Origin of the sequence: Streptomyces sp. NBC_00984, from assembly GCF_045162475.1 — a bacterium.
In the GTDB taxonomy this organism is placed as follows: domain Bacteria; phylum Actinomycetota; class Actinomycetes; order Streptomycetales; family Streptomycetaceae; genus Streptomyces.
In genome coordinates this window covers 93,133-116,745 of the sequence record NZ_CP108735.1, presented here as the reverse complement: position 1 = coordinate 116,745, position 23,613 = coordinate 93,133, and the positions used below count along the sequence as shown (strand labels likewise).

Here is a 23,613-nt window from a genome sequence, read left to right as displayed (position 1 = left end):
CTCAGGTGCGCTCCGTGATGAGCTGATGGCACAGGCGCGCGCGGTCTGCCAGCCCATCGGGGGCCGCGGGTGTCGGCTGTCTCAGGGCGTCGGGTGCCCGCCGATGGTGGCCCCGTCTGACCGTGCCACCTCCCGCTGCTCGGCGAGCACACCGGGGTCGGCTTCATCGAGCACCGCCGTACCCACTTCTGCTTCGCCCAGGTCGCCGTCGCGGCCGCTCTCACGGTGCACGAGGGAGTGATCGGCGACGCGCGGATCGGACTGGTCAACTCCGCCGACCGCCCGGTACGGGCCCGTGCCGCCGAACGTACCCTGCTCGATACCGAAATCGGTCCGCTTCCCGCGGGGCGGCGGCTGCCCGACGACCATCCGTTCGCCCGCGCGGGCCGCGTCGCCGCCCAGGAGGATGCTGCACCGCTCGCCGAACCGTACGCCGACGTGGAGTACAAGCGGCAGGCCATCGCCGTCCTGGTCGGCAGAACACTCCGCGAGGCGGCGCTCGATCTGTGCGCACGTCTCGCCGCACGCGAGGGGGACCACCGATGAGGATCACGCTCACTGTGAACGGAACCGCACACGGCCTCGACGTGGAGCCCCGGCGCCTGCTCGCGGACGTCCTGCGTGACGACCTGGGCCTGACCGGTACGCATCTGGGGTGCGAGCACGGCATCTGCGGGGCCTGCACCGTGCTCATGGACGGCGAGCCGGTTCGCGCGTGCCTGGTGCTGGCCGTGCAGTGCGATGGCAGCTCCGTTCGTACGGTGGAGGGCCTCGCGGGACCCGATGGCGAACCCCACCCGCTGCAACGTGCCTTCTCGGCCGAGCACGCGCTTCAGTGCGGCTTCTGCACACCCGGCTTCCTCATGGTGGCCGCAGGGACGCTCGACACCGATCCCGACCTCGTTGACCATCCGGAGGCCATCGCGGGCGTTGTCGGCTCCAACATCTGCCGGTGCACAGGCTACGAACCCATTCGACGCGCCATCACGCGCGCGGCCCAGGAACAAGGGGAAACCACCGCCTGACACCCGTCTGCCCCGCGCGGGAACGCGGCTCCCCGGAGTCGGCGACGGCCGTCAGGTCACGCGCAACCCGCCGTCCACGAACAGATCCACGGCGTTGATGCCGGTGTTACGGAGGAGGAACTCGGTGGCGCCTACGACCTCCGCTGTCGTCACCAGGCGCCCGATGGGGGTGCGTGGCGCGTGGGGATGGTCCGGCACGTCGATCCACTTCGGGCTGTCTCCCACGACGCCCGGGTGGATCGCGTTGACGCGACGGGGCGCGAGCTCCACCGCCAAGGTCCGCACCAGGGCGCTGATGCCCCCGTTGGCGGTGGTCACCATGGTGGAGCCGGGATAGGGGCGTTCCTTGGCCAGGCCGCCGAAGAGCACCACGGACGCATCGAAGGTCAGCCGGCCGTGCAGAGCCCGCACCGTCTCGACGTAGGCAACCAGCTTGATGGTCACGGTCCGCACCGCGGCCGCGATGTCGAAGTCGTCGATGGAGTTGGCGCTCTGCTCGATGACGCTGATGACCAGACAGTCGACCTCGCCCACCTCGGCGAGTGCGTCGGCGATCGTCTCCGGCCGTGCCAGGTCGAGAGCCAGCCCCTGGGCAGCGCCACCGATCTCCCTGGCCACGGCCGTGGCGCGCTCCTGGGAGCGGCTCGTGATGACGACGCTGTCGCCGCGGTCCGCGGTCCGCGAGCCGCTGGGCCACGGCACGACCCAGCCCACTGCTGCCCCCTACAAGGACGGAGGTGGTCACGATCCAGCTCCCTACCGTGCGACGACCGACGAGTAACGGACAGAACGGGATGAACCCTTCTGAAAGGTGACTGCCGTCAGTCTGCCATCGCAGCGTGGCACGTGCCGAGTACGCGGTTTTCAGGAGGCGTCGGCATGCCCGCGTGTGTTCAGGCGCCGGTGCTGTGACCTGCCCGGCCGCCACGGGGCAGGCCTTTGTCCCACAGCCTCCGGCTACGCGCACCTCCCTGGCGCCTACAGCCCGAGGCTCCCTTCCCGGCGGCCTGCGCCAGTCGGTGGAGGTCGACGCTCGCCACCGGGGAAACCTGCATGCCGAAGGTTTCGAGCCACTGATCACCATGCTGGTCTGCAGTGACGACCCCTGTGCGGAGCGGGACGCGGTCTTCGGGGTCAGGCGGTCGCTGGTGGTGGACTTCGTCCAGCACGATGCGGGGGAATCCGCTCCGGACAGCACCCGCATGGACGAGCCGTTCCAGACGGTGGAGCGGACCTTCGTGCCGGCTCGCAAGGATCGGTGTAGGTGTCCCGCATCCTGCTGGTCTCCGTCGAGTCATGCCCAAAGCTGCCGAGGTCACCGCGCTGATCAAGAAGGTCGCCGCAGGAGTGGCCTCATGAGACCGCTCCTGGCTCCGTGTCATGCGTAAACGCGTCGAGCGGCTTGTCCGGAACGGGGTAGCGCCCGGTCCGAGTCACCACGTACAAGACCTGCTCCCGGAGTGCGTGCCCGTGTGTTACCCGCCCGCCGCACCGATGGCCCGTACGGTGAGTTCCTTGGCGTGTGCTCGGGCTCCCACGCCGGTACGGGGCGTCACCGCCGCCGCGCGCTCGACGGGCCGTGATCCCGGCGCGACATCGGTGGGGGGTAAGTCTGCCGAGCGGTGTCTGTTCAAGTGGCGCGGGCCTGACCGTCCCATATATTACGTTTTGCGAAACAGTTGTGTCACCGGCGGCAGTCCGGAGGCCGGTTGGGCTGCCGTGTGCGGTCGCGCGCGGTTTGAGCCGGGGCCGGTCACGGAATCCGATGGCGGCAGCGCCGTACGGTTCGGCACCGGGCTCCTTGCCTGAGAGGAACCATGACTGACGAGACATCCGCGAGACTGGAGGACGGGTGGAGCGGCGAAGGGTGCCCGGCGAGTGTGTTTGCCCGGCGGTCGTTTCTGCACGGCGCCGCCGCGGGCGTGGCCGGAGTGGCGGGCGGGACCGCCTTGGGCGGGGGTGCGGCGGTTGCCGTCCCGGTGGCCGAAGTCAAGGCACAGCCGAAATCCCGTGTGATCCCCTTCCATGGCTATCACCAGGCAGGGATCGCGACTGCGCCCCAACAGGACGCGATTTTCGTCTCGTTCGACGTGACCGCTTCCGACCGCGCAGAGCTCACCGACCTGTTCCGCACGCTGACCGCGCGGGCCCGCTTCCTCACGGCGGGCGGCAGGCCACCGGAGGTGCCGCCGACCGCAACACCATCGGACAACGGCATCATGGGACCCACGTTCGTGGCGGACGGTCTCACCCTCACAGTCGCAGTGGGCGCATCCCTCTTCGATGACCGCTACGGATTGAGCACGCGCAAGCCGGTCCAGCTCGTCACGATGACGCCCTTCCGCCACGACGACCTCGACCCCGCACTGAGCCAGGGCGATCTGCTGATCCAGATCTGCGCCGATCACCGCGACACGACGGTGCATGCGCTGCTCGACATCCTGACCCACATCAAGTCCGCGATGAAGCTGCGCTGGCGCATTGACGGCCAGCGTAATCCGGAGCGTCCCGTCGGTGTCCGGCGTGACTGGTTCGGCTTCAAGGACGGCATCTCCAACCCGACCGTCACCGACGACGCCCAGATGAATCAGGTGGTCTGGGTCCAGCCGAAGGGCCCGGAACCGGCTTGGGCCGCGGGCGGCACGTACCACGTGGTGCGTATCGTGCACTTCTACATCGAGGCGTGGCAGAAGGTGCCCGTTGCTCAACAAGAGCGGATCTTCGGCCGCCGCAAGGCCAGTGGCGCCCCCATGTACGCCGTGGATGAGAACGTCACGGATCTCCTCGACCCCATCTACACGAACGACCCGCAAGGCCTGATCACCCCGCTGAATTCTCACATCCGCCTCGCCAACCCCCAGACTCCGCAGACCGCGGCGACCAGCACCATCCTGCGTCGCAGTTACGACTACGACCGGAGCCCCAACCCACCGGAACTCGACATGGGGCATGCGTTCGTCTGCTTCCAGCAAGAGCTGAACACCTACGTCGCCATGCAGACCCGGCTGGAAGACGAAACGCTGGTGCCGTACATCAGCCCCCGGGGCGGCGGTTACTTCTTCGCACTCCCCGGAGTTCGGGACGAGAAGGACTACTACGCCCGCGGGCTCCTGACCTGACCCTTCTCTGCCTCGGGCGGCGTCGGCGCGACGCCGCCCCGCCCGGCCCCGGACCGAACCATCGCAATGCGCACAGGAGGCGAGATGTTCTCTGTCCTGCGGACCCGAGTCGAAAGCGGCCGTCGGCGCCCCGGCAGGACGCTGCGGCCGGCACTCGCGGCGGGCATCGGGATCCTGTTGATCTCCTGTACGCCCGCCGCCTCGGTCCGCAAGGACTCCGACGTGCCGGTCGCGCCCGTCCACCCCGGTGCCGGTGGCCGCGTGTATGTCACGAACCAGCAGGACGACACGCTCTCGGTGATCGACGCCCGCACCTACAAGGTCATCGCGACCGTGCCGGCCGGCGTGGCGCCCGAAGGCGTCGCAGTCGCCAAGGACGGCAGGCACGTGTACATCGCCAACAGCGGCTCGGACCGGGTCTCGGTCCTCGACACCAGCAACAACAAGATCGTCGCAACCGTGCCGGTGGGAAAGAGCCCCACCGGTGTCGGCCTCAGCCCCGATGGCGGCTTCCTCTACGTCACCAACGGCAGTTCGAACAACGTCTCGTTGATCGACACCCGCACCGACCGGGTGGCCTCGACCATCCCGGTCGGCAAGTCTCCGGTGAACGTGGCGTTCAGCCCTGACGGTGGTTCGGCCTACGTGGCGAATTCCGGGTCCGGCAGCCTGTCGGTCATCAACACCCGCACGCGCCGGGTCGACCGGGACCTTCCCGCAGGGCGCTCTCCGGTGGGCGTCGCCACCACACCGGACGGCAAGTCGGCCTACGTCGCCGACGAGGTGGCAGCGCACGTCCTCGCCGTCGAAACCCGTACCGGAAAGGTGACCACCGTGTCCGTCGGCGAGGGCCCCTTTGACGTGGCGGTCGAGCCCGGCGGACGCTTCGCCTACTCCGCCGACCTCGGTCCGGGCAACGTGTCCGTGATCGACACCAGGAGCCACCGTGTGTCTTCGACCATTGCCCTGGGCCCTCCCGGCACCGACCCGTTCAACCTGGAGGTCACCGACGAGGCGATCTACGTCACGAACCAGGGAGCGGGCGCCCTCAAGGTCATCGACCCGAATTCCCACAAGGTCGTCGCGACCGTCACCCTCGGTGCCAGCCCCTACGGCGTGGCAGTGAGCTGAGCCCGCGACGCCCCACCGGAGGTTTCCTTGCCAGGAAAGACTCGGGTTGCCGGCGGAAAATGGACAAAGGGAACGGAAAAGGGGTCTTCCATGTCTCACGCTTCCATCGTCGCTGTTCTCGGAGCAGGCGCACTCGGCGCCGCGATGGCGATGCGTCTCGGAGACACCGGCCACGAGGTACGGCTCTGGAACTGTACGGAGGAGAAGGCCCGTGCGGTCGCGGAGCACACTGCCGGAGTCACGGCAGTCAAGGCGGTGGGCAACGCGGTCTCCGGCGCGTCCGTCGTCATCACTGTGCTCCGTGATGGAGATGCGGTCGCGGAAGTCATGTCAGATGCCATCGGTCGGCTCGAAAGCGATGCCGTCTGGGTGCAGGCGAGCACGGTAGGGCCGCGGCACGCCGGCCTGCTGGCCGGTCTGGCCCGTGATCACGGTGTGGCGTACCTCGACGCACCGGTCTCGGGAAGCACCGCGCCCGCTCGGCAGGGCAAACTTGTCTGGCTGGCAGCCGGCCCCGAGGACATCCTTGAGCGAGCGCGTCCCCTGCTCGACGATCTCGGCTCGTCCGTGCTCCACGTCGGAAACAGGGGTCGAGGGCAGCGCCGTCAAGCTCGTGGTCAACGCGTGGATGGCTGCCTCGACGGTCGCCATGAGCGATGTCCTCGCGCTGTGCGACGCGCTCGGCGTCGATCACACGACGTTCGTCCGGGTGCTTGAGGCGGGTCCGCTCGCCATGCTGTACGAATTGCAGAAGGTTGGCGTCATGGACGACGCCTCATACGCGCCCGGATTCGCGGTGCGACTCGCCCTGAAGGACATCGAGCTGGCCGCGGCGGCCGCCACCCCCAGCCCTCTGCTCCAGGCCGTCCGGGACCGCCTCGAAGCGACCGTCGCAGCCGGCCACGACAACGATGACCTCGCCGCCGTCGACTACTTGAGGAACCCGCGGTCGTAGTCCTCAGGTGCTCGGCGAATCGGAGGATCAGTGACGGCGTTGTCACGTTGTTGGGTGTGCGGGTGTCTGACGGTGTGTCGAGGTGTGGTGGGGCCGGGTGCCGGCCCTGGGCTCAGGCGGCGGCAGGCCGGCCGGTGACGCCGGTGATCTGCTCCCAGATGGTGAAGCGGACGGTCATTTCGGCGCGGTGTTGGGTGCCGGTCATCAGGTGGCGGCGGGGCCGGAAGTGGGGTGAGATGCCGCTGAACGCGGACAGGAACCGCTGCGCCCCGCCAAGGGCTTGTAAAGAATCAACGCGTTGCTTTGGGGGCTCTGGCGCGTTGGTCTGGTATGCGCATACCGAGTGAGGTTCGTGATGCAGGGCCGTATACCTCACCAGCAGCCGATCGGTCAGTTTCTGCAGGTCCTCGCGGCTCATGCCGGTCAGTGACGGGTCGGTCAGCACCGTGGAGATGTCCGACCGCCGGGGCGGAGTGGCGGAGCCAGTCCGTACGAAGGCGAGGACCTCCTGCGCCTGGGTGAAGTGCAAGGCGGTGGGGGTGATGGCGTAGTGGTGCTCGTCCAGCACAGGCCGGGTCTCCCTGATTGCCTGGCCGATCGCCGGCGGGGTGACCTGGAGGATCTCGGCCAGGACTTTCTGGGCGCACACCTGCCGCAGATGCAGGACGGTGATCAGGAGGCGGTCCCTGGCCGAGAGCAGGGACCGGCCGTGGGCTCCCGGGACCTGGCGGCGTTTCCCGCAGCGCTGCTGGTGGCGGAGTTCTTCGCGCCGTGCGGCCTGGGCGGGGGCCAGGCGCCGGGCCATCGCGTCCAGTTCTTCGTGGTTCATCCCGGTCAGGCGCGGGTCGGACAGCAGCTCAAGGTCCGCCGCCCGCTCCAGCAGCGGGGCCTTCCCGGGGGCCGCCGGGACGGTGGGCTTGTCCGCGGGGCGGATGGTGTAGTTCCAGGTGCCGCGCTCGGTGTGCGGCTCGAGGGGAAGTGCCTTCATGCGGTCGGTGCCGACCGTGACGCCGGTGGGATAGGCGCCGGTGTCCAGGGCGGCCTCGACCCGTAGCCCGGTGCGGGTCCGGGTTGAGGCGATGGTCTGGACGACGACTTCGTGGCTGGTCAGCGGCCGGCCGCGCCAGTTCATCGTGATGTGGGAGAACAGCCGGTGCTCAATTTTATTCCATTTTGAAGCACCCGCGGAAAGTGACACACCGTAATCTTCAGGCCCGTCTCGGCGGCCAGCGCGGCCAGTTCGGCCTTCCAGACCCGGCTGCGATAACCGTTGGAGCCACCCGCGTCCGCGGTGATCAGCAACCGGGTGGCCTGCGGGTAGTCGTCTCGTCCGCGAGCCTGCCACCAACGGTGGATGGAAGCGACCGCGAAGGCGGCCGTGTCGTGGTCGCACCCGACGTTGACCCAGCCGGTATCGGCGGTGAGGTCGTAGACACCGTAGGGAATGGCCTGCTCGGCGTCGGGCCGGGCACAGACGAAGAAGCTGTGGTCCTCCACCTTGACCGGCTCGCCCTTCGGGCGCCACTCACGGCCGGCGTTGGGCAGCTGGCCAGGCTTCTCCTTCTTCTTGGCATCCACGCTGATGACCGGCTCCCCGGCACCCTGGTGCTGCTTGACCTGCTCGTTGATGTAGCGGAACTGGGCGTCCCGGTCAGGGTGCTGCCTGCCCTCCAGAGTCTTGGCGTTGACCTGGAGACTGAAGCCGTTCTCCCGCAGCAGCCGGCCCACCGTGGGCGCCGAGACGGGATGCCCCTGCCCGGCGAGCTCCCAGGCCAGGTGCCGCAGCGACTTGGTCGTCCAGCGCAGCGGCGACATGGGATCACCCCGCTCGTCCGGCTCGACCAGCGCCAGCAGAGCCGGACGAGCCGCGGGTCCAGCTCCACGGCACTCTTGCGCCCGCCACCACAGCGGCGAACCCTCCACCCGGGCAGCGGATCCTCGCCGCCCTCCAGCTCGAAGACCCCCTTCCGCACCGTCGTTTCGCTCACGCCCGCAGTGCGCGCGACGGCCCGGACCCCGCCGTGGCCCAGCAGCCGGGCCTCGGTGGCCAGCGCCAGCCGCTGCTGCCGCTCATCCAGATGCGGAAACAACACCCCGAACCTCAGGGCGAGTTGATCACGAACCTCACTCGGTATGCGCATACCAGACCAACGCGCCAGAGCCCCCAAAGCAACGCGTTGATTTTTTACAAGCCCTTGGCGGGGCGCAGCGGTTCCTGTCCGCGTTCAGCGGCATCTCACCCCACTTCCGGCCCCGTCGCCACCTGATGACCGCCCCCGACTACCGCACCGAGATGCAGCACCGCTTCACCACCTGGGAGCAGGTCACCGGCACCGCCGGTCTGTCCACCACGGCCTGAGCACAGGCCCCGAACCAGGCCCCACCATGCCCCGACACACCGTCAGACACCCACACACCCAACAACGTGACAGTGCCCTTGGGAGTGTTGCCGGCGGGATGTGGTCTTCGGAGCGCAGCACTCCCCGCCCTGAGACGGGGCCGAGCCGGCCGGGCGATCGGGTGGGGCGCCGGGGTCAGTGCGTGTTTTCGGTGAGGAAGTCGAGCAGGATCTGGCGGCTGGTCTGTGAGGTGAGGCTGCCGTACGCATCGTCGAAGGCGTGCTCCGCGAAGGGCAGTTCCTTGACCTCGGCGTCGACGCCGTGCTTCTTGAGCGCGTCGCCGAAGTCGGTGACGGTCTCGGGACGGGCGCTGCGGTCGCGGTCGCCGACCACGAGCAGGGTGCGGGGCAGACCGGGGCGGACGTCGGAGGTCGGGGACACCTCGCGGTAGCGTTCCGGATATTGCTGCGGCGTGCCGCCGGTGAACATCTCCGCCGCTTCACGGGTTCCGGCCACGTCGTCCTTCCACATCCGCGCGACATCGGTGCCGGGGTAGAAGCCGACCACGGCGGCCGGGGGCTCGGGGGCGGCGCCATCGGTGGTTTTGATGGTGCCGTTGTGGAGGCGGTAGGCGGTGTTCATGGCCAGGGTGCCGCCCGCCGACATGCCGCCGAGCGAGATCCGCGAGCTGTCGATGCCGTACTCGTCGGCATTCTTCTGCACCCAGCTCAGGGCGGACACGAGGTCCTGGGGGGCCTTGTTCCAGGTGGGGCGGTCGGGGCCGGCCAGGCGGTAGTCGACGGCGAAGACGGCGACGCCGTGATCGGCGAGCCAGCGGCCGGTGCCGCGCAGGTCACTCTTGTCGAAGGTGTGGAAACCGCCCGCATGGGCGAGCAGGACGGCAGGCACCTGCTTGCCCGGGGTCTTCGTGGGCAGGTACGCGTCCACCCGCAGAGGCTTGCCCTCGGGGCTCGCGTAGGTCTTGGTCGCGTCCGGCTTCGCCGCCGGATGGGCGAGTTCGGTGAACGCCTGGCCCAGGGAGATGTCGACGCCGGCGTTCCGCGCGGCCCGGAACTGGATTCCGCCGATGGCCAGGGCACCCAAGGCGCACAGCGTCGTGATGACAGTGACCGTGCGGCCCCAGCGCACCAGGCCGGCCCGCCAGGCCAGCCCGGCGAGGACGGCCGCCGCGAGAGCGATCAGGGCTATGTGGAAGGGGTACTGCCCACCCAGTACCGGCCCGATCACTCCTGCTTTGGGGATGGCCGGAAAGTACGCGCCGAGGACGACGGCGACGACCAGGAAGGCGAGGAACGAGGCCAGGACGGCGGAGACACCCCGCAGGGTCCTGACCAGCCGGTTGGTCGACACGGCGGGGTTTCTGCGGGTGCTCATGGCTGTGCTCCTGCGGTCGTGCGTGGAGGGCGGAGCTCTACCGCCCGCGGGACTTGTCGCGAGCCACGATGCCCTCATGGGCCGCACAGGGCGGCGAGGACCGACTCACACAAGAAAGGTAGAAACCAGGGACCCGCTTCGGCCTCACGCCGCGGAGCCGTTCCTCGGCATGGCTCTCAGGTAGGGAGCTTGCAGGAGATGTCAGGGCCCACCGCGCTCCACCGCGCTCCATCGCGGTGTGATCACAGGTTGGTGCGGCCGGGAGTGACCAGGCCCGTCTCGTAGGCGAAGACGGCTGCCTGGGTACGGTCTCGCAGCTGGAGCTTGTGCAGGATGCTGCCCATGTGAGTCTTGATGGTCTGCTCGGCGACGACGAGCTCACCGGCGATCTCCGCGTTGGACAGTCCTTGGGCGACCAATGTGAGTACCTCGGTCTCGCGGTTGGTGAGCTCGTCGATCCGCACTTGGGTGGGCGGCTTCGCCGAGCTGCTCAGCCGGGAGAACTCCGTGATGAGCCGTTTGGTGATCTCGGGGGACAGCAGAGCGTCTCCGGCGGCCACGGTGCGTACGGCTTCTGCCAACTGGGCTCCGGAGGCGTCCTTGAGGAGGAATCCGCCGGCACCGGCCCGCAGGGCTTCATACACGTACTCGTCGAGATCGAAGGTGGTCAGGACCAGGATCTTGGTGGGCAGGTCGGTCTGCCGAGTGATCCGGCGGGTGGCTTCGATGCCGTTCAGTCCGGGCATCCGGATGTCCATGACGATCACGTCGGGGCGCAGTTCTTCGGCCTTGGTGACTGCTTCCAGGCCGTCCACGGCAGTCGTGATCACTTCGATGTCGGGCTGGGCGTTGAGAAGTACCGAGAAGGCTTCGCGCACCATCGCCTGGTCGTCGGCGATCATCACTCGGATCGTCATACGGTCTGTTCCTTGTCTGTCCGAGCGGTCGGGGTGACGGGCAGCAGCGCGGTGACCTCGTAGCCACCGTCGGGTGTTGCGCCTGCGGAGAGTTCGCCGCCGAGCATCGCGGCGCGTTCACGCATGCCCAGGATGCCGTGTCCGGCCCCTGGCGAGGGGCGGGAGGCCTGCCGTCCGGGGCCGTTGAGGATCCGCAGGTGAAGAGCGGATTGGGTATAGGTGAGTTCGATGCGGGCCGTGGCGCCGGGGGCGTGGCGCAGTGTGTTGCTAAGCGCCTCCTGCACGATCCGGTAGGCCGACAGTTCCACGCCCTCGGGCAGCGGGCGGCGGGGCCCGGAAGTGACCGCCGTCACGTCGAGCCCGGCCGTACGCACGCCGGCGAGCAGGTCGTCGAGCCGCTCCAGGGTGGGCTGCGGAGCCTTGGGAGTGTTGCCGGCGGGATGGTCCTCGGAGCGCAGCACCCCGAGGAGGCGGCGCAGCTCGGTCAGCCCCTCCAGGGCGCCCGCGCGGATGTCGGCCAGAGCCGTGACCAGTTCCTCGGGCGGGTCCGCAACCCGGTACGGGGCGGCATCGGCCTGAATGGAAATGACGGACATGTGGTGAGCGACCACATCATGCAACTCTCGTGCGATGCGGGCGCGTTCCTCCAGAACAGTGCGGTGCGCACGCTCCTGCGCAAGGGCCGACTCCTGCTCCGCAAGCCGGGTGCGGACCTCCCTCGTCCGGTGCACCCCGATCGCGGCGACCACGACGAGAGCGAACAACACCAGCACGATCACCGTGAAACGCCAGGGCCCGATCCCGCCACCTGTCGCCTGCAGCCCAAGCAGCAGCGCAGCGCTCAGCAGCACGGTCTCGACCATCACCCGCGGCCGGTTGCGCAACGCCACCAGGAACAACAGCCCGGCATGCACAGCCCATGCCCATCCCCCGTACGGCCCGAAGGGCGGATAGAGCGAGAACACCGGCAACATCACCAGCGACAGCCACCAGGCCGGCACCGGCCGGCGCAGCCCCAGCACCAGCAGTGCCGAGTGAACCACCCCGACGGGCCTCATCGAGATGTCCTCGGTGGCAGAAACCGCTGCGAACACCGCCACCGCAGCAACCGCAAAATACGGCAGCCACCTCAGCAGCCTCGGCCCGCCCATGGGCGGCATCGGCTGCGGAGCTAGCGTGAACAGGTCCTTCCGTACGGTATGCAGCGCTCCGCGCACTGTCCCCTTCTCGCTCCTGTCCATGCGATCAGTATTGTCCAATCTGTCCATTGCTCAGCTTCCTGCCGTTCGTGGAGAGTCCAGCTGCACGGCCGCGGCCGGCTCTGGTCTCACACCCTTCGAGCGGGCCGGGAGGCGCCGCAGCCGCAGGGGACGGGACGGGGACCAGCACCGAACCCGATCTTCGTTCCAAGGACGCTGACGTCGGCGTCAGCGTTGGCGTCGGCACATGCGTGATCCAGCCGTACTCGCCCCGGTCGGCCCGGACCCGCGCCGTGGTGCGCCACCGGACCGGCGAATCCGCGACGGTGTCCGGACTGGCGTATACGACGACGACGCCGACGACATCAAGTCCGCTCGCCGCTGGCCGCACACCACGGATCCGTAGGAGTGGCACATCAGCGAGGCCCGGGCGTCGCTGATGAACCGCTCCACGAAACCCGCGCAGCTCGCGAGCTCCGTCCCTCGGCAGGGGCAGTCGTCAGCACAGCCGTACTGATCGCCTTGGGAAGGGAGCATTCGAGCCGGGCCACCACTGCGACCCGGACACCGGGAGCCTGGCGGCGGATCCGCCCTGGAGGGAGCGGGGCCGCACCGTCGATCCAGGAAGACGGACCGCCGAACGTATCCGAGGTGGTGTCCGAACCAGGCACCAGGACCGCCATGGTCGGCGGTGGCCAAATCCCCTAGCACCTCGGCAGCCCGGCCTTCGGCCTAACAGCCGGGCACCTCGGGTTCGGACACTCACAGCACTTCCGCTCCAGACGTTCATTTGGATACGAAGTTACGGAGCGAACCTGCTGGTCAGCCTCACGCTGCGGAGCCGTCTTTCCGTCTGGCTCTCAGGTATGACGGCGTGGCGAAACGAACCGTTCAGCGGGGAGCGCGACGCCTGGGCGCGTCCGGACCGCCCGGCTCCCGTTCGACCACCTGCACATCCTGAGTGGGCCGGGGCCCGTCCGGCGCTGCGCAGCGATCCTCCCGGCCCCGACACACTGACACTGACACGACGCCAGCTACGTCTCGCTGTACGACTTCCCACCCGGGCGGTGACGCTTTCCTCGCGGAGCAGGATGAGCAGACCCTCGTGGCTGGTGTCGTCGACCAACGAGGAAGTCCGCCAGTCGCCTGGGCCCGCGACCGGGTCGAGAAGCAGTACGAGAGCCAGGCTGCGACGCATCCTGGCCGTCGCCATGGACGAGGGGGTGCCGGTAGATCGTCCGAGCGCTGACGTCGAGGGCTCCGGTGACCTTCCCCTCGTAGCGTGGAGTCCGTGATTGCAGGGGAGGTTGAGGGTCATGGGGTCCAAGAAACGGGCGTACGACGCCGAGTTCCGTGAGGGTGCTGTACGCATCGTGATCGAGACGGGGAAGTCGATCCCGCAGGTCGCCGACGAGCTCGGAGTCCACGCGGGCGCGCTGCACAGCTGGGTCTCGCGCTGGCGCCGAAACGGGTCGGCCTCCTCCGATCGGCCCGCGCAGGAGGCCGCCGGCGGGCGGATGCGGGAGAGCGAGCGGGGCGAACTTGAGTGGCTGCGGCGGGAGATGAGCGAGAAGAACAAGCGGATACGCGAGCTGGAGATGGAGCGTGATGTCCTCAAGCGATGCATGGTCCTCTGGGTGAAGTGACCGAACAGGCACCGGCCGAGGTGGCCGCGTTCATCGGTAGCCAGAGGACCGAACACCACGTCCCGCACCGTCTGGCCTGCCGCGGGCACTGTCACGTTGACTGACCGGCCTGGGATGATCTTCTGGTTGGTCGTGCTGGGAGGGGTCGTCCGTGGACAGCGCGCCGCCGTCGTACAAGGGGCACCGGTACCCGGTGGAGATCATCGCGCACTGCGTGTGGCTGTACTTCCGTTTCCCGCTGTCGTTCCGCGAGGTCGAGGAGCTGATGCTCGAGCGCGGTGTGCTCGTCTCCCACGAGACGGTCCGCCGCTGGTGTACGAAGTTCGGGCAGGCCTACGCCAACGGCCTGCGCCGCCGGCGTGTGCAGCCGGGCGACAAGTGGCACCTGGACGGGGTCTTCCTCAGGATCAACGGTGAGCTGAAGTACCTGTGGCGGGCCGTCGACGCCGATGGCAACGTGCTCGACATTTTGGTCCAGAACCGGCGGGACACCGCTGCGGCCAGGCGGTTCTTCCGCAAACTGCTCAAGAAGACCTGCTCGGTGCCGAGAGTGATCGTCACCGACAAGCTCCGCTCCTACGGCGCGGCCCACCGCGAGGTCATGCCCTCCGTAGAACACCGCGCCCACAAGGGCCTGAACAACCGGGCCGAGAACAGTCATCAGCCGACGAGGCAGCGCGAACGCGCGATGAAGGGCTTCCGCAGTACCGGCGGGGCCCAGCGGTTCCTGTCCGCGTTCAGCGGCATCTCACCGCACTTCCGACCACGCCGCCACCTGATGACCGCCACCGAATACCGCACCGAGATGACCACCCGCTTCGCCATCTGGGACGAGATCACCGGCGCCACCGCCCAGCCCATCGCAGCGTAAGCCAGGCCCCCACCCGACCCCTACACACCCTGACGCGCCCTCAATCGATCAACACCGCACCAACGTGACAACGCCCGCCGGTGGTAGACGTTCTCGACCCAGGCGGTGAACAGCCGGTTCATCTCCAGCAGGCTGTTGATCTGCCGTCCGGGCTGTCCGTCGCCAGAGGCGATCTCGACGACGAACTCGCTGTTCACCGTGCGGAAGAACCGTTCGATCTTGCCCCTGCCCTGCGGTCTGCCGGGTGTGGAGTGGACCAGCTTGATGCCGAGTTTCGCGCAGGCCCGAAGGAGCCAGGAGTCCACGAACGCGCTGCCGTTGTCGACATAGACGAAGCGCGGGACACCGCGGGAGGCGAGCGCCGGCCGGAGTGCCGCGGCCAGGCGGACGGTGTCCTCCGAGAAGCCCCACCGGTGGCCGACCACGGCTCGCGAGTGATCGTCCAGGAACGCGAACAGGTACGTTTTCCTGCCCTCGATCAACGGGCCGTGCAGGGCATCGCCCACCCAGAGCTCGTTCGGGCCATCGGCCTCGAACCGCCCGAAGACCGCCGGCGATGAGGGTGCCTGCAACGCGGTCAGTCCCTCACGGACGATCATCCGCTGAATGGTGCGTTCGTCCGGCGCCCAGCCGAGCTGGGCAGTGATGATCCGGCGGATCTGTGCCGCTGACCGCGAAGGGTTCTCCTTCTTCAGCGAAGCGGCCAGTTCCAGCACCTCCGGCGGGGTGCGAGGGCGGGACTGCCGGGGCGAGGGAACCAGAGCATCGAAGCCGCCCCGGCGCCACTCCATGATCCACCGGTCCAGCGTCCACCGCGTGATCCGCACCGTCCGGCCGTCCGGATCGGTATGTGCCACCGCCGCCAACTCCCGCACCAAGGCGCCTCGCTGGCGGCGCGACAAGGTCGGATCTGCTGCCTCCCTGATCAGCATGTACCGAAACAGTCCGATCGCCTGGGCCCGCTCCAGACGCGTCTGGTCTTCCTGTCCTGCCACCCGCCCACCTGCCTCTCGATCACGGCGTCGACAGACGCACGCGCAGAGGCTGACAGGAGTGACCGGCGTGGCGTCAGGGGCGGCTCGTGTTGATCGTTTCCGCAGGCCAGGTGGGGGCCAGCAGTATCCCGCCGGTCACCTCGCAGGCTGCCACCCAGGGCGACACCTTGCCGACGCCCGGCCACCTCGACGTCATCGACCACCAGGCCCCGACCACCGCGGCGACCGCGTCCGCGAAGATCGTCCGCCCCGTCCCGGGCGGTGCCGGGTCAACTCCGGCGTCCACCAGCAACACCGTGAAATACCGCCGCACCGCCTCGGCCCGGGCAGCGAACCGGCGCAGCCGCCCCCGCACCGTCTCCACCGGCCGGCCGAGCTGTTCAGCGATCACCCGAACCCCGGCCCCGGACGCTTTCGCCGCCAGGGCCGCCCCGATCACCTCTGCCATGTCCGCCCGCCTGACCAGCGCGAACACCGGAAGGAGTACATGTGAGATGCCGCATCTGACGCACCTGGTCCGTCGCGGACGCACCACCACCAGCCCGCCCGCCGCGTCTCGCAGTACACGCGAACGTGCCCAGCCCCACCGGCTCAGCAGCCCCTCACAGGACGGGCAGAGCAACTCGCCCGCAGCCAACCGCATTTCGACCCGCGCCGGGTCGGCCTCTACCGTGAGCACATCACCTCCGCGCGCTACACGGCCCTCCCGGCGCTCGGCCAAGAGATACTGGGAGGGCCTTTCGCATGCCCTTCATCGGCGAGGTGCCGCCCCAAATAGGCACCTATCCGTCGGCAGGCGCGCTTACCGATCTAGTCGGCACCAAGCTGCCCAAACTGCCGCACTCATAGGCATTTTCAATGACGTCTAACAGGCACCCACGCCCGACCGTACGAGCAGCAGCGGTTCACCGCCCGGTGAGCTGCTGCATAAACGCCCATAACTTGGCACAATCCATGAACTATTCCTAATTCAAACGGGACGTCCTCTCAGGAATCGGAAAGCGGCCTTTCGTGCGTCCGGGGGCGTGGTGGTCGCAGTGTGATCGCATGCCCGGGTTGGGGCTGGTTCGCGGTGGGTGGGCAGCATCCGACAGAGGCAGTGGCCCCTGGTGTGGCTGAGCGCTGTTTTGTGGCCAGTCTGAGCACTCTCGTTGGCGACCATCCGCTGTTGGCGTCGCTCGCGCTGCCCTCGACCGCCACTGTTGCCGTCGAGCTCGCCCCGACACTCGCCCTCCCGTCCACCGAGCCGCCCGCGCCGCCCCAATCCGGGGCCGTGCGGGGCGTGCGGCGTTTCATGTCCGCCGTGGACGCGGGAAAAGGGGAGCTGATCGCTGTATTCGGCGTACCTGTGATCAGCGAAACCCCCCCGTTCCGTTAGCATGTTCGAGCTCGCAACGATCACATTGAAATATGACAAAGCAGCTGAAAATTGATATCTACGGTAACGCAAATGTTTTCGCGAATAGACGGCAGAACCAGGTTCGCTGCATGGCGTCAACCACGCGTCATGCTGTGGGCCGCGGTGAGTGTGGCGGCCCTCGGGTTCCTCATTGCACTGGAGGTCGCCGCGCGTCGGTACGGTGAGCCGGGGCCGATCACCGACCAGGCGCGAGAGGTGATATTCGCCCCCAAATCGGGGACGGTGTTGTACGTCAGCATGGCGTTGATGATGGTGGTGCTCACCTGGCGGCAGCGGTTCATCGCGGTCGGCGCCGCGATCGGCATCGACGTCGTCTTCTGGCTCGTGCGGTGGGCGGTCGACGCCGAGATGATGTTCGGCAACGGCGCGTTGTGGGTGACTTTGGCCTGTGCCGTCATCGCTGTCACGCGCCGCACCGACCGGGACCGTGTCCTGCTGCTGAAAGGCGTCGGGCTGGCCCTGCTGCTGGTGGCCGGCCGCAAGACCGGCTACACCTGGCTGCTGATCACGTCGAAGACCCGCCCGGCGGTGCTCGACCAGTACGTGGCAACCGCCGATCATGCGTTGGGTAACCCGTCGTGGCTGGTAGGCCGGATCGTCGCGGCTACTGGCACGGTCGGCGCCCACGTTCTCGACTGGGTCTACATTCAGCTCGCGGTGGCCGCGGTCGTCGTCGCGCTGTACCAGCTGCGCAACGTGGCGGTCGAGCGCCGCTTCCCGGGCCATCATCTGGTGCGTACCTTTCTGGTCATCGGCCTGCTCGGGCCGGGCATCTACATGATCTTCCCGGTGGTCGGACCGATCTTCGCCTACGGCGCGGACGGGGGGCACTGGGCGGTGGCCAACCTGTGGCCGGACACGCCGCCGCCGGTCAGTACCCCGCACCCGATGCTCTTCGACGAGATCACCCCGCGCAATTGCATGCCCAGTCTGCACACGGCGTGGGCTACCGCGATCTTCATTCATTCCCGCAAGGGCCCGCGGGCTCTGCGATTCGCAGGCGCGTTCTGGCTGATCGCCACGCTCGGTGCAACGCTGGGCTTCGGCTACCACTACGGCGCGGACATCGTCGCCGGTGTGGTGTTCACGCTCACGATCGAGACGGCGCTGCGCTCGCTCGACCGCGGCTGGGACCGGTCGGGAATCCAGCTGGTCGTCTACGGCGCCGCGGTCTTCGCTGGGCTCTTGGCGTCGTATCGCTATCTGTCGGTGGAGATGGCCGGACATCCGTGGGTGTTCGGGCCGCTGCTCATTCTGGCGATGACCTCAGTGGTCTACGGCTACGTACGGACCACCAAGCTGTGGGACCGGAAGGCCGCGTCGGCGTATCTGCCGGAACCGCGACGCGAACCGCAGCCCGAACTGGTTTGAGTCGTGTTGCAGCGGGTCGTGGGCTGAGCGCCTCCCGGGTGGGGCCGGGAGTGTGGCTGAGCGCTGTGGTTGGCCAGTCTGAGCGCTCTCGTCGGCGACTGTCCGCTGTCGGCGTCGCTCGCGCTGCCTCCGGCATCGCCACGCTCGCCGTCGATGGAGGCCCGGACGCATGGGGGCATGGGGCTGGTGGTGGGGACCCGTCCGGATGCTCCTGTTGCCGGCCTGTGTGAGGTCAGCGCGCGGCGGGCTCGGTCGCGGCCTGTTTCCGGGCCGGGATCAGGCGGGGGCGGGGTTCAGTTGAGCTGCCCTTGCTGGCGATTCCCCGACCTTGTTCAGGCGCCCCTTCGTCATGCGGCCGGTGAAGGACTTCATCTCGAAGATGAAGTCCGCCGGCGTCCGCGCCGGGTACTGGTCGCTCGACCAGTACCGACCTCCAGGGGCGACCGGGTCCGGGGCTGGGGACCAGTTGGGGACCACAGGGTATGCCTGGTGCCGCACAGTGTGCCTCGCCATGCACGATCTGCGTCCGTGAAATGTGTGATCTATCCGGAAAATTCCCCTGGCTGGGAGTCAAGGGGGCGCAGGTACAAATCGGGAGTCGGTGCCGGTGTCATTGGAGACAGTCGCAGGTCAGGGCCGGTTTCGGAGGCATCCGAAACCGACCCTTGGTCATTCTTGGGGACCAGTTGGGGACCAGCCTCCTTGACCGGCGTCAGCAGGTCATGACGATCGGGCCCGGCAGGGAGCGCGGTGCGCGCAGCACGCTGAGGTGCGCGGAGAGCGCTGCGCCGACAGCCGTGATCTTGTGTACGTCCGGGTAAAGGTAGCGCTGGGTGGTGGTCAGTGACCCGTGGCCGGCGATCCTGCGTAGGACGTGCACTTGGACTCCGGCGTCGGCAAACCAGGTCAGTCCGGTGTGCCGGAGGTCATGGCGGCGCAGTTGCTCGTAGCCGAGCTTGGTGGTGACTACGTCGTCCCAGTGCGTGGCGTCGCGCAGGACGGCGGTGGAGATGCGTCCGCCGCGTGGGCCGGTGAACAGGCGGGCGTCGGGATTGGGGCCGGCGGACAGGATGCGCTGGGCGACGAGTGGGCGGATTTCCTCGACGATGGGAACCTTGCGGGCTCGCTTGCCCTTGGTGCCCTTGATGGGGGTGTAGTCCCTATGGACCGGAACGTCGGGGCGAAGGGTAACGCGAACAGCGGGCGGTTCGTTTAAGTGGGACTACCGCGGCTCTCGCACCGGACGGCCACCGACGGCGGCCGCGCTCAAGAGTCTCGTGCTGCGCCTGGCCGATGAAAGTCCCCGCTGGGGTCACCGCCGCATCCAGGGCGAACCGGCCCGACTCGGGCACCCCATCGCGGCCTCCACAGTCTGGGAGATCCTGCACGCAGCAGGCATCGACCCGGCCCCGCGCCGCTCCGGCCCCACCTGGCGCGACTTCCTCACGGCGCAGGCTCAGGGGATCCTTGCCGCGGACTTCTTCCCTATCGACACGGCCCGGGGCAAACGCCTGTACGCGATGGCGTTCATCGAGCACGGCACCCGGAGACTGCACATCACCCGGGTGAGTGCGCACCCCACCGCGCAGTGGGCGGTACAACAGGCCCGGAACATCGCTGCCGTCCTCGGCGAGCGGGGCGCCGTGCCACGGTTCCTGCTACGCGACCGCGACAGCAAGTACACCGACGCTTTCGATGCCGTCTTCACCGCCCAGGACACGGAGGTGCTACTCGGCGCGCCCCGGGCACCGCGCATGAACGCGCATTGCGAACGCGTGATCGGCACCATCCGCCGCGAGGCCCTCGACCACGTCCTGATCCTGGGCGAGAGCCACGCCAGGAAGGTCCTGACCGACTACCAGGACCACTACAACGGACACCGGCCGCACCGATCCCGGCAGCAGCTACCGCCCAGCGCGACCAAGCAGCCCGCAATCGTGCACGACCTCGTAAGGGCTCGCAGAGAATCAACGTGTTGCTTACGGTGATGTGGCTCGTTGACGTGGTAAGGGCATATCGCAAGAGGTTCGAGATCAACTGACCGCCAGGTTCGCGGTGTTGTTCCCACACCTGGACGAGCGGCAGCAGCGTCTGCTGATGGGAGCAGAGGCCCGCATCCTGGGGCACGGCGGAATCCGGGCCGTCGCGCAGGCCGCCGGGGCCAGCGAGACGACGGTCCGCAAGGGGGCGGATGAGCTGGAGGCGGGCGAGGCGCCTTTGGGACGGGTCCGCCGACCTGGATGCGGGACTGCGGCCCGCGCTGCTCGCCCTGGTCGAGCCGGACATGCGCGGAGACCCGATGTCGCCGCTGCGCTGGACGACTAAGTCGACCCGGAACCTGGCCGGCGAGCTGACCCGCCAGGGGCACAAGGTCAGTGCCGACACGGTCGGTGACCTGCTGCGGGAGGAGAGTTTCAGTCTGCAGGCCAACTCCAAGACCGTCGAGGGCAAGCAGCACCCGGACCGGGACGCCCAGTTCCGCTACATCAACGAGCAGGCCAAGGACCACATCGGCGCCGGGGACCCGGTGGTCAGCGTGGACAGCAAGAAGAAGGAACTGGTCGGCCAGTACAAGAACACGGGGCGTGAATGGCAGCCCACGGGTGATCCGGTGCAGGTCAAGACGCATGACTTCCTGGACCGGGAGGGGCCCGGCAAGGCGATCCCATACGGCATCTACGACATTGCCGCGAACGTCGGCTGGGTCAGTGTCGGCACCGACCACGACACCGCCGCTTTCGTGGTCGCCTCGATCCGCCGCTGGTGGCACGGGGCCGGACAGGGCGACTACCCCCGCGCCCATCGGCTGGTGATCACCGCCGACGCCGGGGGCTCCAACGGCCACCGCACCCGGGCATGGAAGACCGAACTCGCCGCACTGGCCGCCGAGACTGGCCTTGAGGTCACGGTGAGTCACCTACCGCCGGGCACATCGAAATGGAACCGGATTGAGCACCGGCTGTTCTCCCACATCTCCATGAACGCGGCAGGGCACTGTCACGTTGACTGACCGGCCTGGGATGATCTTCTGGTTGGTCGTGCTGGGAGGGGTCGTCCGTGGACAGCGCGCCGCCGTCGTACAAGGGGCACCGGTACCCGGTGGAGATCATCGCGCACTGCGTGTGGCTGTACTTCCGTTTCCCGCTGTCGTTCCGCGAGGTCGAGGAGCTGATGCTCGAGCGCGGTGTGCTCGTCTCCCACGAGACGGTCCGCCGCTGGTGTACGAAGTTCGGGCAGGCCTACGCCAACGGCCTGCGCCGCCGGCGTGTGCAGCCGGGCGACAAGTGGCACCTGGACGGGGTCTTCCTCAGGATCAACGGTGAGCTGAAGTACCTGTGGCGGGCCGTCGACGCCGATGGCAACGTGCTCGACATTTTGGTCCAGAACCGGCGGGACACCGCTGCGGCCAGGCGGTTCTTCCGCAAACTGCGCCCCAGCCTCATGCGAAAGTACCCCCGCCACCACCGCTACCAGCAGCGACGATACGAAAGACAGAAGTGTGAGAAGTACCTGAACGGAAAAAGTCAGCCTCACCAGTCGATCCCTTCATGAAGGTGATCGACCAGTCGGCGGGCAGCCTCAGCTCGACCACCGCTTGCGGATGGCCTGCTGAGGCTCTGCGACGATTAGAGACTCATCGTGCTCATTGTCTGTCGAGATTGAAGCACTGTCCCCCATCGGACACGTCGCCAGTGCTTGTGGCTCTCGAATGAGCAACACAGAGCCTATTCAAGGGCGTTGAAGATCGCCAGTATTCAAGCCTGGAAGTGGGCGGTCCCACACCCATCGGACACTCCCTAGTCACTCACGGCCCGGCGGACGGTTTGGGCCCCCCTCGGCGAAGGCCTTGAGTTGCCTTCGTTGCCGTTCTTCCTCCGCGATACGGTCGCGGAGCACGGCTTGGTCGATGTACGGGGCGACGGCAGCGAGGACCAGGCGCTGAAGCTCGGTCGGGTCGAGTGCCTCAACCTCCCACTGCACCGGCCTGCCAGGGTCGAGCCCGTATCGGCTGACGAACCCTGCCCAACGCGGGTCGCCGGCCTTCCCAGCAGCTGCGGGCAGATCGTACTCGCGCACCTGGACAGGGAGCAGGCCAAGCGTCAAGCCCAGGCGCTCATCGACGAGGCAATCGCGCAAGGCGTGTAATAGCTACTGAGGCCCTGCTGGAGTCGCCGCGCCCCGCACGGGAGGTCTGCGCCCCACCGAGACCCAGCAGATGCCAGAGACGGAGAAGCGACTGCGGGAAACCGTCACCCGACTCAAGTCGACTATCTCCAACCAACGAGAAGAGATCGCAGAACTCCGCCAGTTGGTGACCAACCTGACCCTGGCCAACGCGGTTCTCATCCAGCGGGAAGAGTCGGCCGCCGGCAACGTCGTTCCGTTCCGTCCACCCCTCACCTGACGTCGGTCGAACAAGCGCCTGGGCACTTTCGGGAAGCATGCTGAAACAATTGGAGCGCTGCACCAATTTGGTGCGACACTCCAAGCGTGTCATGGTGGAGGCATGGCAACGAGAACCCGCCGGCCTCAGCGGCGTAACCAAGTGCTCTCCCAGGAGCAGATCATCGAGGCTGCGATCGAGCTGCTCGATGCGGGTGGCGAGAGCGCGCTGACCACTCGAGCGCTGACCGAGCGCCTGTCCACCGGGTCCGGTGCGATCTACTACCGGGTGGGCAGCCGTGACGAGCTGCTGGACATGGCAACGGAAACGGTCGTCACCGCTGCGCTGGCAGCCAAGCCCGCCGCGGCCGCGGCCACGCCCGAGGACAAGATCCGCAGCGTCGCGCTGGCACTGTTCGACGCGATCGCCGAGCACCAGTGGCTCGCGACACGGCTGACTCTGCAGATCGTCCGGAAGCCATTCGGCCCGGTGACGGTGGGGATCTTCGAGAGGATCGGCCGTCAGGTGGGCGCGCTGGGTGTGCCACAGGCTTCCTGGTTCGACGCCACCTCGACGCTTGTGCACTACATCCTCGGGGCCGTCAGCCAGAACGCCGGCATCGACGGTGACACCTCGACCGTCCAGCCCGACCGTGCCGAGTTTCTCGGAGCGACGGCGACGGCCTGGCAGGACCTCGCTCCCGAGGACTACCCGTTCATGCACGCCATCGTCGGTCAGATAGGGGAGCACGACGATCGCGAGCAGTTCCTCACCGGCATCGCCATCGTCCTCGAGGGCCTGACCCGGCTCGGCTGACCCGTCCCATCCGGCCCGGGTCCCCAGCGT

Annotated in this window: 18 protein-coding genes and 7 pseudogenes; 15 read left to right on the top strand and 10 right to left on the bottom strand. The window is 68.0% G+C overall.

What is annotated here, in order from left to right; all coding sequences use genetic code 11:
• Window positions 1–81: 81 nt before the first annotated feature.
• A complete protein-coding gene (locus OG520_RS40310) occupies window positions 82–231 on the bottom strand; it encodes a hypothetical protein (RefSeq protein WP_331747833.1) in 150 nt (49 codons plus the stop codon).
• Between OG520_RS40310 and OG520_RS40305 the strand changes: the two genes are divergently transcribed.
• Window positions 226–546, top strand: coding sequence for a hypothetical protein (locus OG520_RS40305; protein WP_331747831.1), 321 nt, complete (start codon window positions 226–228; stop codon window positions 544–546). The genes OG520_RS40310 and OG520_RS40305 overlap by 6 nt on opposite strands.
• Window positions 543–1,025 carry a (2Fe-2S)-binding protein gene (locus OG520_RS40300; RefSeq protein ID WP_331747829.1) on the top strand — a complete coding sequence of 161 codons (483 nt, stop codon included), beginning with the start codon at window positions 543–545 and terminating at the stop codon, window positions 1,023–1,025. Before OG520_RS40305 ends, OG520_RS40300 begins: the two co-directional genes overlap by 4 nt.
• Window positions 1,026–1,076: 51 nt before the next feature.
• Here OG520_RS40300 and OG520_RS40295 read toward each other — a convergent pair whose 3' ends face one another.
• Window positions 1,077–1,727 carry an SDR family oxidoreductase gene (locus OG520_RS40295; protein ID WP_331747827.1) on the bottom strand — a complete coding sequence of 217 codons (651 nt, stop codon included), beginning with the start codon at window positions 1,725–1,727 and terminating at the stop codon, window positions 1,077–1,079.
• Between the two features lie 1,115 nt (window positions 1,728–2,842).
• Between OG520_RS40295 and OG520_RS40290 the strand changes: the two genes are divergently transcribed.
• The 4 genes from OG520_RS40290 (at window position 2,843) to OG520_RS40275 (ending at window position 6,230) form a co-directional block, all read left to right on the top strand.
• Window positions 2,843–4,144 (top strand): Dyp-type peroxidase, encoded by a 1,302-nt coding sequence (locus OG520_RS40290; protein WP_406016708.1) that lies wholly within the window; start codon window positions 2,843–2,845, stop codon window positions 4,142–4,144.
• Window positions 4,145–4,228: 84 nt separating this feature from the next.
• Complete coding sequence (locus OG520_RS40285; RefSeq protein ID WP_331747823.1) at window positions 4,229–5,275, top strand: beta-propeller fold lactonase family protein; 1,047 nt, start codon at window positions 4,229–4,231, stop codon at window positions 5,273–5,275.
• A 90-nt stretch (window positions 5,276–5,365) separates the two neighbouring features.
• Complete coding sequence (locus tag OG520_RS40280) at window positions 5,366–5,992, top strand: NAD(P)-dependent oxidoreductase (protein WP_406016780.1); 627 nt, start codon at window positions 5,366–5,368, stop codon at window positions 5,990–5,992.
• Window positions 5,925–6,230, top strand: a complete 306-nt coding sequence (locus OG520_RS40275) for an NAD-binding protein (RefSeq protein ID WP_331747819.1) — start codon at window positions 5,925–5,927, stop codon at window positions 6,228–6,230. The genes OG520_RS40280 and OG520_RS40275 overlap by 68 nt, the downstream gene beginning before the upstream one ends.
• Before the next feature lie 112 nt (window positions 6,231–6,342).
• Here the strand turns inward: OG520_RS40275 and OG520_RS40270 are convergent.
• Window positions 6,343–8,371: pseudogene (locus tag OG520_RS40270) on the bottom strand (ISAzo13 family transposase).
• 56 nt (window positions 8,372–8,427) lie between these two features.
• On the opposite strand from OG520_RS40270, the pseudogene OG520_RS40265 reads away from it, so the two are divergent.
• A pseudogene (locus OG520_RS40265) lies at window positions 8,428–8,589 on the top strand (IS6 family transposase); the annotation flags it as partial.
• 175 nt (window positions 8,590–8,764) lie between these two features.
• On the opposite strand, the gene OG520_RS40260 reads toward OG520_RS40265, so the two are convergent.
• From OG520_RS40260 to OG520_RS40250, 3 genes are all read right to left on the bottom strand, one after another.
• Window positions 8,765–9,964, bottom strand: a complete 1,200-nt coding sequence (locus tag OG520_RS40260; protein WP_331747817.1) for an alpha/beta hydrolase — start codon at window positions 9,962–9,964, stop codon at window positions 8,765–8,767.
• A gap of 242 nt (window positions 9,965–10,206) precedes the next feature.
• A complete protein-coding gene (locus tag OG520_RS40255) occupies window positions 10,207–10,881 on the bottom strand; it encodes a response regulator transcription factor (RefSeq protein ID WP_331747815.1) in 675 nt (224 codons plus the stop codon).
• A complete protein-coding gene (locus OG520_RS40250; protein WP_406016707.1) occupies window positions 10,878–12,122 on the bottom strand; it encodes a sensor histidine kinase in 1,245 nt (414 codons plus the stop codon). The genes OG520_RS40255 and OG520_RS40250 overlap by 4 nt, the downstream gene beginning before the upstream one ends.
• Window positions 12,123–13,396: 1,274 nt before the next feature.
• Here OG520_RS40250 and OG520_RS40245 point away from each other — a divergent pair.
• Window positions 13,397–13,726 carry a transposase gene (locus OG520_RS40245; protein ID WP_331747811.1) on the top strand — a complete coding sequence of 110 codons (330 nt, stop codon included), beginning with the start codon at window positions 13,397–13,399 and terminating at the stop codon, window positions 13,724–13,726.
• Between the two features lie 151 nt (window positions 13,727–13,877).
• Window positions 13,878–14,597 (top strand): IS6 family transposase, encoded by a 720-nt coding sequence (locus tag OG520_RS40240; protein WP_331747809.1) that lies wholly within the window; start codon window positions 13,878–13,880, stop codon window positions 14,595–14,597.
• A gap of 59 nt (window positions 14,598–14,656) precedes the next feature.
• On the opposite strand, the pseudogene OG520_RS40235 reads toward OG520_RS40240, so the two are convergent.
• Both OG520_RS40235 and OG520_RS40230 read right to left on the bottom strand, forming a co-directional pair.
• Window positions 14,657–15,529: pseudogene (locus OG520_RS40235) on the bottom strand (DDE-type integrase/transposase/recombinase); the annotation flags it as partial.
• A gap of 136 nt (window positions 15,530–15,665) precedes the next feature.
• Window positions 15,666–16,040, bottom strand: a complete 375-nt coding sequence (locus tag OG520_RS40230) for a hypothetical protein (RefSeq protein WP_406016706.1) — start codon at window positions 16,038–16,040, stop codon at window positions 15,666–15,668.
• Between the two features lie 1,059 nt (window positions 16,041–17,099).
• Between OG520_RS40230 and OG520_RS40225 the strand changes: the two genes are divergently transcribed.
• The gene (locus tag OG520_RS40225; RefSeq protein WP_406016705.1) at window positions 17,100–18,383 is read left to right on the top strand and encodes a phosphatase PAP2 family protein; all 1,284 of its coding nucleotides are present in this window, start codon (window positions 17,100–17,102) and stop codon (window positions 18,381–18,383) included.
• 712 nt (window positions 18,384–19,095) lie between these two features.
• Here OG520_RS40225 and OG520_RS40220 read toward each other — a convergent pair.
• Window positions 19,096–19,527, bottom strand: a pseudogene (locus tag OG520_RS40220) (tyrosine-type recombinase/integrase); the annotation flags it as partial.
• A 70-nt stretch (window positions 19,528–19,597) separates the two neighbouring features.
• Between OG520_RS40220 and OG520_RS40215 the strand changes: the two are divergent.
• The 3 pseudogenes from OG520_RS40215 to OG520_RS40205 all read left to right on the top strand — a co-directional run.
• Window positions 19,598–20,371, top strand: a pseudogene (locus OG520_RS40215) (integrase core domain-containing protein); the annotation flags it as partial.
• 109 nt (window positions 20,372–20,480) lie between these two features.
• A pseudogene (locus OG520_RS40210) lies at window positions 20,481–21,375 on the top strand (ISAzo13 family transposase); the annotation flags it as partial.
• 65 nt (window positions 21,376–21,440) lie between these two features.
• A pseudogene (locus OG520_RS40205) lies at window positions 21,441–21,812 on the top strand (IS6 family transposase); the annotation flags it as partial.
• Between the two features lie 372 nt (window positions 21,813–22,184).
• On the opposite strand, the gene OG520_RS40200 reads toward OG520_RS40205, so the two are convergent.
• The gene (locus OG520_RS40200; protein ID WP_406016704.1) at window positions 22,185–22,364 is read right to left on the bottom strand and encodes a hypothetical protein; all 180 of its coding nucleotides are present in this window, start codon (window positions 22,362–22,364) and stop codon (window positions 22,185–22,187) included.
• A gap of 235 nt (window positions 22,365–22,599) precedes the next feature.
• On the opposite strand from OG520_RS40200, the gene OG520_RS40195 reads away from it, so the two are divergent.
• Both OG520_RS40195 and OG520_RS40190 read left to right on the top strand, forming a co-directional pair.
• A complete protein-coding gene (locus OG520_RS40195) occupies window positions 22,600–22,788 on the top strand; it encodes a hypothetical protein (RefSeq protein ID WP_331747801.1) in 189 nt (62 codons plus the stop codon).
• Between the two features lie 102 nt (window positions 22,789–22,890).
• The gene (locus tag OG520_RS40190; RefSeq protein WP_331747800.1) at window positions 22,891–23,583 is read left to right on the top strand and encodes a helix-turn-helix domain-containing protein; all 693 of its coding nucleotides are present in this window, start codon (window positions 22,891–22,893) and stop codon (window positions 23,581–23,583) included.
• The last annotated feature ends 30 nt before the right edge of the window (window positions 23,584–23,613 follow it).